Source organism: Pandoraea pnomenusa (genome assembly GCF_040391475.1).
GTDB classification, from domain to species: domain Bacteria; phylum Pseudomonadota; class Gammaproteobacteria; order Burkholderiales; family Burkholderiaceae; genus Pandoraea; species Pandoraea pnomenusa_C.
This window is the reverse complement of record NZ_JBEBXS010000048.1, coordinates 1-8,776: the sequence shown is the minus strand read 5'-3', so window position 1 is coordinate 8,776 and position 8,776 is coordinate 1. Positions and strand designations below refer to the sequence as shown.

The 8,776-nt window shown below is 65.1% G+C and carries 10 protein-coding genes; 4 read left to right on the top strand and 6 right to left on the bottom strand.

Annotated features, from left to right (window positions below):
* The 4 genes from ABWO90_RS24965 to ABWO90_RS24950 all read left to right on the top strand — a co-directional run.
* Window positions 1-687 (top strand): SEC-C metal-binding domain-containing protein (locus tag ABWO90_RS24965; protein ID WP_353193902.1); only part of this gene is annotated, 687 nt, incomplete at its 5' end.
* Window positions 688-859: 172 nt separating this feature from the next.
* The gene (gene argJ, locus ABWO90_RS24960; protein ID WP_353193901.1) at window positions 860-2,089 is read left to right on the top strand and encodes a bifunctional glutamate N-acetyltransferase/amino-acid acetyltransferase ArgJ; all 1,230 of its coding nucleotides are present in this window, start codon (window positions 860-862) and stop codon (window positions 2,087-2,089) included.
* A gap of 218 nt (window positions 2,090-2,307) precedes the next feature.
* A complete protein-coding gene (locus ABWO90_RS24955) occupies window positions 2,308-3,189 on the top strand; it encodes an ATP-binding protein (protein WP_353193900.1) in 882 nt (293 codons plus the stop codon).
* A 150-nt stretch (window positions 3,190-3,339) separates the two neighbouring features.
* The gene (locus ABWO90_RS24950) at window positions 3,340-3,774 is read left to right on the top strand and encodes an NUDIX domain-containing protein (protein ID WP_353193899.1); all 435 of its coding nucleotides are present in this window, start codon (window positions 3,340-3,342) and stop codon (window positions 3,772-3,774) included.
* Between the two features lie 305 nt (window positions 3,775-4,079).
* Here ABWO90_RS24950 and yacG read toward each other — a convergent pair whose 3' ends face one another.
* The 6 genes from yacG to ABWO90_RS24920 all read right to left on the bottom strand — a co-directional run.
* Window positions 4,080-4,274: a DNA gyrase inhibitor YacG gene (gene yacG / locus ABWO90_RS24945; protein ID WP_353193898.1), complete on the bottom strand. Its 195-nt coding sequence runs from the start codon at window positions 4,272-4,274 to the stop codon at window positions 4,080-4,082.
* A 4-nt stretch (window positions 4,275-4,278) separates the two neighbouring features.
* Window positions 4,279-5,034, bottom strand: coding sequence for a cell division protein ZapD (gene zapD / locus ABWO90_RS24940; RefSeq protein WP_353193897.1), 756 nt, complete (start codon window positions 5,032-5,034; stop codon window positions 4,279-4,281).
* Between the two features lie 197 nt (window positions 5,035-5,231).
* Window positions 5,232-5,846: a dephospho-CoA kinase gene (gene coaE, locus ABWO90_RS24935; RefSeq protein ID WP_353193896.1), complete on the bottom strand. Its 615-nt coding sequence runs from the start codon at window positions 5,844-5,846 to the stop codon at window positions 5,232-5,234.
* Window positions 5,843-6,775, bottom strand: coding sequence for a prepilin peptidase (locus ABWO90_RS24930; protein WP_353193895.1), 933 nt, complete (start codon window positions 6,773-6,775; stop codon window positions 5,843-5,845). Before ABWO90_RS24930 ends, coaE begins: the two co-directional genes overlap by 4 nt.
* Entirely contained in the window at window positions 6,772-7,992 is a 1,221-nt protein-coding gene (locus ABWO90_RS24925) for a type II secretion system F family protein (RefSeq protein ID WP_353193894.1), read from the bottom strand. Before ABWO90_RS24925 ends, ABWO90_RS24930 begins: the two co-directional genes overlap by 4 nt.
* Window positions 7,993-8,169: 177 nt before the next feature.
* The coding region (locus ABWO90_RS24920) for a GspE/PulE family protein (RefSeq protein WP_353193893.1) at window positions 8,170-8,776 on the bottom strand (607 nt) is incomplete at its 5' end.

Genomic DNA, 8,776 nt, shown 5'->3' with positions numbered 1-8,776 from the left:
TGGGACCTGAAGGGGCTGGAAACGACGTTGCGCGAAGAGTGGCAGCTCGACCTGCCGCTGCAGTCGCGTATCGAAGGCTCGGAAGAGATCGACGACGAGGACATCCTCAAGGAAGTGATGGACGCGGCCGAGGCCTCGTACAACGCGAAGGTCGAACTGGTCGGACGCGAGTCGTTCTCCGGTTTCGAGCGTTCGGTCATGCTCCAGAGCGTGGATTCGAACTGGCGCGAGCATCTGGCGGCGCTGGATCACCTGCGTCAGGGCATTCACCTGCGCGGTTATGCGCAGAAGAACCCGAAGCAGGAGTACAAGCGCGAAGCGTTCGAACTGTTCGCGCAGTTGCTCGAGACCATCAAGCTGGAAGTTACGCGCGTCATCATGAACGTGCGCATCCAGTCTCAGGAAGAGCTGGAGCAGGCCACCGAGTCGCTCGACGACAACGCGGGCGGCCTGATCAACATCGAGTTCAAGCATGACGAGCTCGAGACCGTGGGCGGTGAGGGCGAAGTCGACGAGGACGCCGGTCGCCCGGTGGTCGCGGCGCTTGCGCAGGCCGCGGCAGGCGTTGCCGGCACTGCGGGTGCTGCCGACGCCGGTGGAGAGTTGCTGCCGAAGGTTGGCCGCAACGATCCGTGCCCGTGCGGCAGTGGCAAGAAATTCAAGCACTGCCACGGCAAACTGTCTTAAGATGTGAACCGATCGACGCGGCGCCGACTCATGATCGGCGCCGCGTCGTTTGTAGCGCCGGATTTCGCACTTCGCGATCCGGCCGCACCGATCAACCGCCGCCCCGGCGGGCTGTCGTGCCGACATCGCCAGGGCGGGAGCTGCAACCCTTACCTCTCGCGGGCGAACCCACATGGCCGTCAATTTCCCCTCGATCGAAGCCTCCCAACTGCGCGCCGTTCCCGGCGTCGAGCTGGGCTGGGCCGAAGCCAATATCCGCAAACCGAATCGCAAGGACGTGCTGGTCATGCGACTCGCCGCCGGCAGCACCGTATCGGGCGTCTTCACGACGAACCGTTTCTGCGCCGCCCCGGTGACGGTATGCAAGGAACATCTGGCGGCACACGCGGGTATCCGTGCGCTCGTCGTCAACACGGGCAACGCCAATGCCGGCACCGGTGAGCCGGGCATGGCCGCCACGCGCGCCACCTGCGACGCGCTGGCCAAGCTGCTGTCGGTGGCGCCGAACCAGATTCTGCCGTTCTCGACGGGCGTGATCCTCGAGCCGCTGCCGGTCGACCGTCTGGTTGCCGGCTTGCCGCAGGCCATTGCCAATCTGGCGCCCGCACACTGGTTCGAAGCCGCGCAATCGATCATGACGACCGACACGCTGCCGAAGGCGGCCTCGCGCGAGATCGTGATCGACGGCAAGTCCATCGTGCTCACGGGCATCAGCAAGGGCGCCGGCATGATCAAGCCGAACATGGCGACCATGCTCGGCTTCGTTGGCACCAACGCACGCGTGGCGCAGCCGGTGCTCGACGCACTCGTGAAGTACGTGGCGGACCGCTCGTTCAATGCGATCACGATCGACGGCGATACCTCCACGAACGACTCGTTCATCGTGGCCGCCACCGGCCAGACCGACCTGCCGGAAATTGCCAGCACGGACACGCCGGCGTTTGCCGCGTTCCGCGACGCGCTGCTGTCGATTTCGCAGGAATTGGCGCAATTGATCGTGCGCGACGGCGAAGGCGCGACCAAGTTCATCACCGTCACGGTCGAAGGTGGCCGCGACGTGGCCGAGTGCCGTCAGATCGCCTACGCCATCGGCCATTCGCCGCTGGTGAAGACGGCGTTCTTCGCATCGGATCCGAATCTGGGCCGCATTCTTGCCGCCATCGGCTATGCCGGCGTGAACGATCTGGATGTCAGCAAGATCGACCTGTATCTGGACGACGTGCTGGTGGCCCGCGCCGGTGGCCGCAACGCCGACTACCGCGAGGAAGACGGCCAGCGCGTGATGAAGCAAAGCGAGATCACGGTGCGCGTGGTGCTCGGTCGTGGCGACGCTGCGGCAACGCTGTGGACGTGCGATCTGTCGCACGACTACGTGAGCATCAACGCCGATTACCGTTCCTGAGACCTGACGCGACGGCCACGCGCTTCCCACAGGAGGCGGGGGCCGTCGGCGCAAAGCGGCGACGCCCGACCGGCGTCGCGCATGCGCCGGTGGAAGCGACCGACAGCGTCGGTCCACGCCGGCAGGTGGCACAAGCACCGTGGCGCACAGCGAAGGGAAGCGACAACAAGACGAAGCATCGACATAAGCGCCCGTAAGCGGCGCAGGGGTTTCGAAGCATGGACAAGCTCGAGCAGTTCCTTACGCGCGCCGAAGGCGTGCTGGCCCGCCTGGAAGCGATGTTGCCTCCGGCGGTTCCCGAAATCGACTGGCAATCCGCCGTCGCATTCCGCTGGCGCAAGAAGCAGGGCCGCGGATTCCTTCAGCCGGTGGCGCACGTCTCCGCCATTACCCTCGACGATCTGCAGAACATCGAGCGCCAGAAGGGGCTGATCGAGCAGAACACGCGTCAGTTCGTGCGTGGCGAGCCTGCGAATAACGTGCTGCTGACAGGCGCACGCGGCACCGGCAAGTCGTCGTTGATCAAGGCTTGCCTGAACCAGTACGCCTCGGAAGGGCTGCGGTTGATCGAAGTCGACAAGGACGACCTGGTCGATCTGGGCGACATCGTCGATCTGATTTCGGCGCGCCCGGAGCGTTTCGTGGTGTTCTGCGACGATCTGTCGTTCGAAGACGGCGAGTCGGGGTACAAGGCCCTGAAGGTTGCGCTCGATGGTTCGGTGGCTGCGCAGTCCGATAACGTGCTGATTTACGCGACGTCGAACCGCCGTCACCTGTTGCCCGAGTACATGAAGGACAACGAGAGCTATCGCCACACGGACGACGGAGAGATCCATCCGGGCGAAGTGATCGAAGAGAAGATTTCGCTGTCCGAGCGTTTCGGCCTGTGGGTGAGCTTCTATCCGTTCAAGCAGGACGACTACCTGACGATCGTCTCCCACTGGTTGCAGCACTTCGGTGTGCCGGAAGATCAGACGGAAAATGCGCGACACGAGGCGCTGATCTGGGCGCTGGAGCGCGGTTCGCGCTCGGGGCGCGTAGCGTTCCAGTTTGCGCGCGATTGGGCGGGCAAGCAGCACGGTACCGCATCGGCGTCCTGATCGCGTGGTACCGGTTTGATGTGGCGACGCGCGGGGATGGTCCCGGCGCGTCGGTTCGTTGAATCGGGGAATGCAGCGATGCGTCGTGCAGGCATCGGGCAGCGATCTGGTCGTGATTTGGCAAAGAATTCGCGGTAATCAGGCAGTGATATGACAGACTCGAAACAATACGCGCCCGACGGGCGCCCCGTGACGGAAGTGGCGGTTGGCGTGATGGTACGCCCTGACGGCACCGTGCTGTTGGGCCAGCGGCCCGCCGGCAAGCCGTACGCCGGTTACTGGGAGTTCCCGGGCGGCAAGCTCGAAGCGGGCGAGTCGGTGGCGGCGGCGCTCGCGCGCGAACTGCACGAAGAACTTGGGGTGACGGTCGAGCGTTGCGCACCTTGGCGCGTGCTCGAACACGACTATCCGCACGCCTATGTGCGTCTGCATTTCTGCAAGGTGACGGCATGGCAGGGCGAGCCGCACGGCAAGGAAGGGCAGGCGCTGGCATGGGAGCGTCCGCCGGTGAGCGTCGAGCCGTTGCTGCCTGCCGCACTGCCGCCGCTCACATGGCTTGCCGAGGAGCTCGCGGCCAAGTCGTAATCCGATGTTGCCGATGTCGCAGATGTCGCGGATGTCGCGGATGTCGGCATCGGGCAGGCGATCGGTCCCTGGGCTTGGTCGCACCTGCCGCGCACGTCGACATACCCGTCACAGTGCGGACACCCGCGTGCGCCGACCGTCTTTCGGCTTGTCGAGCGACGCGCAAGTCTTGGGGTGGAACCGGGTTTAACGATCCGTAGCACCATGCAAAAGGCACCCGAGAGGGTGCCTTTTGCATTGATTGCGACAGATTTGCGTCGAATCCGGCCGACGCAACGTCGATTTCGCGCAGATTCGGTGGCGGGTCAGCGATCCGCCGGATCGAGCGGCGAGTCGTTCGAGGGATCGTCGGGCGACTCCGAAGGAATCGTGTATTTCTCCGCCGCCCAGGCGCCCATGTCGATCTGCCTGCACCGTTCGGAACAGAACGGACGGAACTTGGCCTGCGGTCCCCAGACCACTTTCTTGCCGCAGGTCGGACAGTTGACGACGGTTGTCATGCGCTTACAGGTTGCAGAGCGTGAGCTGGAACGGCACGTCGCTGTCGACCGGACGCGGCTTGAGATCACCGTCCTGCGTCGTGAAACGCACCCACAGCATGTACTTGTTGGCGCTGGCTTCGGGAATGACGCGCAGATCGGCGGCGACCCGCACTTGCATGAGTTGGTAGACACGGCCGGTCAGCATCTGCTGGTAGCTGCCTTGCTGCGCCATCGCCTTGCTGGCATGGCCGGACTCGCGTGCCAGACCGAGCACGATGCCGATGGCGTCGCGCAGGGGCATCAGTGGCCCGATCCACTTGTCGATGTCCGCGCGACGCTGCTCGGTGTCGTTATGACGCCAGGCGTAATACGAGGGGAGATCGAAGCGGCAGGTACCACCGGGAATGACCGAACGGCTGCGAATGCTTGCGAGCCATTCGTTGTCGTTCAGGTGCTGGCCGGGTTTGCCGGGAATCTGATTGAGGTTCGCAATCGCCAGCTCGACTTCGCCGATGAATTGCTCGAGCGCGTCGGAGGCGATGTCGGGATTGCCGCGGTAGGTATGCAGCGTCTGACGTTGCCGGTCGAGTTCCTTGACCAGTTCGTTCTTCAGGTCGGTGCGCCCGGCAATGTCGGCGATCTCGAACATCGTGATCAGCGCCGCATGATGATCGAGCGGCTGATCCTGTCCGACGAAAAAGGCAAAGCGCCCGAACAGCTCTTCTAGCCGAAGCAGCGTGCGAATGCGTTCGTTGAGCGGATATTCGTACAGGATCAAGCGCGTTGGCCCAAAAGTTGGCGCTGTTCAGCGTAATGGCGACATTCTAATGCGGGAATCTGTCGAGGCGCAACGCGAGCGGGCGCTCAGTCAAGCACGACGCGCGCGAGTCACGCAAGAATCGCGACATTCGACGCAGTCTCCAGGGGTGCAGCGCAGGCCACAAGGTCCCGCATCGAACGCCGCCCGGGCGTCCGTCAGCCGCGCTCGAACGCGCTGGCGAGCTTCAAATAGGCCGCATGCAGACGATCGACCTGCGGCGCGAGCGGCGCGTGCTGGAGGTCGTTGTCGATGACGTCATCGGCCTCTGCGAGCCGTTGGGCGCGCGTTGCCTGCCGAGCCATGATTGCCTGCACCTGTTCGCGCGAGAAGCGATTGCGTGACATGACACGTGTGATCTGCGTCTCTTCGGTGCAGTCGATGACAAGCACGCGCTGCACGCGTGCGCGCCAGGTTCCCGACTCCACCAGCAGCGGCACCACGAAAATCAGATACGGCCCGTCGGCTTCGGCTGCGGCGCGTTCGCATTCGGTTCGGATCAGCGGGTGGGTGATGGCCTCCAAACGCGCTTTCGCGGCGTTGTCGGTAAAGACCGCCTCGCGCATGCGAGCGCGGTCGAGCGAGCCATCGGGCGAAACGAAGGCGTCGCCGAACTCGCGGCGAATCGCCGGCATGGCCGCACCGCCGGGCGCCGTGATGCTGTGCGCAATGGCGTCGGTGTCGATGATGGCGATGCCATGCGTGGCGAACAGGTTGGCGACGGTCGTCTTGCCGCTGCCGATGCCCCCGGTCAGGCCGATGGCGTAAGTCATGGGGTTCCTCCGATCCAGATCATCAGTCCGTTCCCGCCGAACAGCGTGATCATGCCGGCTGCGGCAAGAAAGGCGCCGAAAGGGAACATTTGATCGCTGCGCAACCGTCCAGCGAGCCATGCACCGCCCGCGACCACGATGGCAAGCAGACAGGCCAACGTGATGACCTGCAGGAGTGCGGTCCATCCGAACCAGGCGCCAAGCGCCGCATAAAGCTTGAAGTCACCGAATCCCATGCCCTCGCGACGGCGCAGCCACCAATACACCCAGTACAACGCCCACAGACTGAGGTAGCCCGCCGCTGCGCCGATGACGGCCGCCGGCAGGGCGGCGAACCAATGGCCGAGATTGCAGAGCAGTCCGGCCCACAGTAGCGGCAGCGTCAGGATGTCGGGGAGCAGTTGCGTGTCGTAATCGATGTAGGCGAGGGCGATGAGCGTCCAGACGAGTCCGAGGGCGCCAAGGCTCTGCCATGTCGGGCCGAATCGCCACGCGACGGCAAGGCTCAGCACACCGCTGAGCAACGACAATTGCCAGCGGCGGTGAGGTGCGGCGACGGGAAGCGTGAACGGTTCGGCGTAGGCAGGAAGCGGAGTCGCGGCGGGATGTGGGGCGGTATGTGTGGCGGGATGTGCGGCGAGTGCCATCGTTGCGGACGGCGTGGGCACATCGGCCTGGCGGGACGAGGCGTGTCGCGAAGCGCCGGATATCGACGAGGTCAGCGACGACGACGTCAGCGACAAATCGGCCGGGTCCACCGATTGCATTTCTTCGAGCCATGCTTGTTCGATGGCGACCGGTACGCGTCGCACGATCACGTCGAGCACGAGTCCGGCGACGATGCCCAATGCGGCGAACATCGCGAGTCGCCAGTGCGGCGCCAGCGCGGCCAGCCAATCGACGAGGAGCAGTTCCGCGTAGCCGTTCATGCGACACCGTATCCGAGTTGGAACATCGGCAGGTACATGGCGAGGACCATGCCGCCGATCAGCAGGCCGAGAAACGTAATCATCATAGGTTCGAGCGTCGCACACGCACTGACCAGCGCCTGCGAGGCCTCTTCGTCGAGCAGGCCGGCGGCCTGGTTGAGCATGCGCCCGAGTGTACCCGATTCCTCCCCGATCACGGCCAGTTGTGCCACCACCAGCGGCCAGTGCGCACCCGCTTCGAGGGCGGTCGCGAGCCGCCCGCCGCGCGACACTGTTCGGTGCACGTCGTGCGCCGCGTGCTGCATGACGAGATTGCCGCAGGCCTTCGCGGCGGCGTCCATCGCATCCGGCAGCGGGACACCCGCATCGAGCAGCGTGCCGAGGGTTCTCGCCCATCGCGCGGCGCTCATCGTGCGCACGATGCGTCCGATGCCGGGCAGACGCAGCAGCAGGCGGTCACGCACCGTTCGCGCGCGCGTGCTTCGTCGCAATGCCGCGGCGCTCAGCAAACCGGCCACGCCCGCCCCGGCAAGCCACCACGGTCCATCGGCGAGCGACGCGCGTGACATGTCGATCAGCCATTGCGTGAGCGGCGGCAACGGTATGCCGCCCCCGGCGGCGCTGGCGAATAGTCGTTCGAACTCCGGGATGATCCAGTGCAGCATGGCGATGACCACCGCGACAGCGACGGTGAGCACAGTCAATGGATAGGTCAGGGCTCGCTGCAATTTTTCGCGCACGCTTCGCACATGGTCGTACTGCTCGCTCAGGCGGCGCAGCGTCGGCCCGAGTTGGCCGCTCATTTCGCCGGCAGCAATCAGTTGGCAATCGACACGACTGAACCGTCGACTGGCGCGCGCCATCGCCTGTGCCAGCGAATGCCCCTGCTTGATGTCCAGCGCAATATCGGCGGCGAGACGCTTCAAGCCGCGTGCGTGCGCGCCACGCGCCAGTACGTCGAGCGCCGACGTGAGCGGCACGCCTGCGCCGAGCAGCGTGGCGAGGCGCCGTACCAGATCGGTCGCGTCGGAGGCCGCGACGCGTCCGGCCGAAGCATGGCGACGCCCCGGTCGCAAGCGTGTGATCGACAGCTGCTGGTCGCGCAGCATTCGCCGTGCGGCAGCTTCGCCGTTGGCGATCAGCTCGCCTCGTCGATGCTGACCGCTTGCATCGAGACCCTCCCAGTGCCAGCGGCGGGGCTTCGTCGTTCGGATCATGCGCGAACTCGCGGTGATTGTGCTGTGCCCGATATCGCCGACGTCCGCAATCCGTGTGCTACGCGGGATGTCCGTAGCGCGCGTCGTCGCAGACGACGGCCCGCTACATCGGATACACGGAAGCGCACGCGTTTCGAGTGCGTCGGGAGCGCGACATCGACGCTGCCGCCAACGCGCTCAGGCAGGTGTCGTGGCATCGACATCCTCCTCGCAGACGGTGCCGCTTGCGGCATGCCAGAGCCCGGCCTCGCGCAATGTCATCACGCCCTCGCTCTCCGCTTGGGCGGCAAGCTCGTGAGGGCTGCGCGCCTGCGCGATATTGATGGCCTGCATGGCGCTGATCGGCATCACCTGAAATGCCCCGACACGCCCCGCGAAACCGGTGCCATGACAACGCATGCACGCCGATTCGGCAGGCGCCTTGTCGTCGCGGGCATGCCTCGGCTCGCAACCGGCCGGACATCGACGTCGGAGCAAACGTTGTGCGCTGATGAGGAGCAGTGTTGCCGAAAGGTTGAACGGTGCCACGCCGAGATCGAACAAGCGCGCGAGCGTGCCGGGGGCATCGTTCGCGTGGACGGTGGCGAACACCAGGTGGCCGGTTTGTGCGGCCTGTACGGCGATTTCCGCTGTCTGTGCGTCGCGAATTTCACCCACGACCAGCACGTCCGGATCCTGCCGCAGGAATGCGCGCAATGCGGTGGCGAAGTCGAGACCCGCTCGCTCGTTGAGATTGACCTGCGTGACGCCTGGCAGCCGGATTTCCACCGGATCCTCGATGGTG

Bases quoted from the DNA above. Each gene is read 5' to 3' on its own strand.
- argJ (WP_353193901.1), top strand. From the start codon at position 860: ATGGCCGTCAATTTCCCCTCGATCGAAGCCTCCCAACTGCGCGCCGTT.
- ABWO90_RS24950 (WP_353193899.1), top strand. From the start codon at position 3,340: ATGACAGACTCGAAACAATACGCGCCCGACGGGCGCCCCGTGACGGAA.
- ABWO90_RS24925 (WP_353193894.1), bottom strand. From the start codon at position 7,992: ATGATCCGAACGACGAAGCCCCGCCGCTGGCACTGGGAGGGTCTCGAT.
- coaE (WP_353193896.1), bottom strand. From the start codon at position 5,846: ATGACTTACGCCATCGGCCTGACCGGGGGCATCGGCAGCGGCAAGACG.
- yacG (WP_353193898.1), bottom strand. From the start codon at position 4,274: ATGACAACCGTCGTCAACTGTCCGACCTGCGGCAAGAAAGTGGTCTGG.
- ABWO90_RS24930 (WP_353193895.1), bottom strand. From the start codon at position 6,775: ATGAACGGCTACGCGGAACTGCTCCTCGTCGATTGGCTGGCCGCGCTG.
- ABWO90_RS24955 (WP_353193900.1), top strand. From the start codon at position 2,308: ATGGACAAGCTCGAGCAGTTCCTTACGCGCGCCGAAGGCGTGCTGGCC.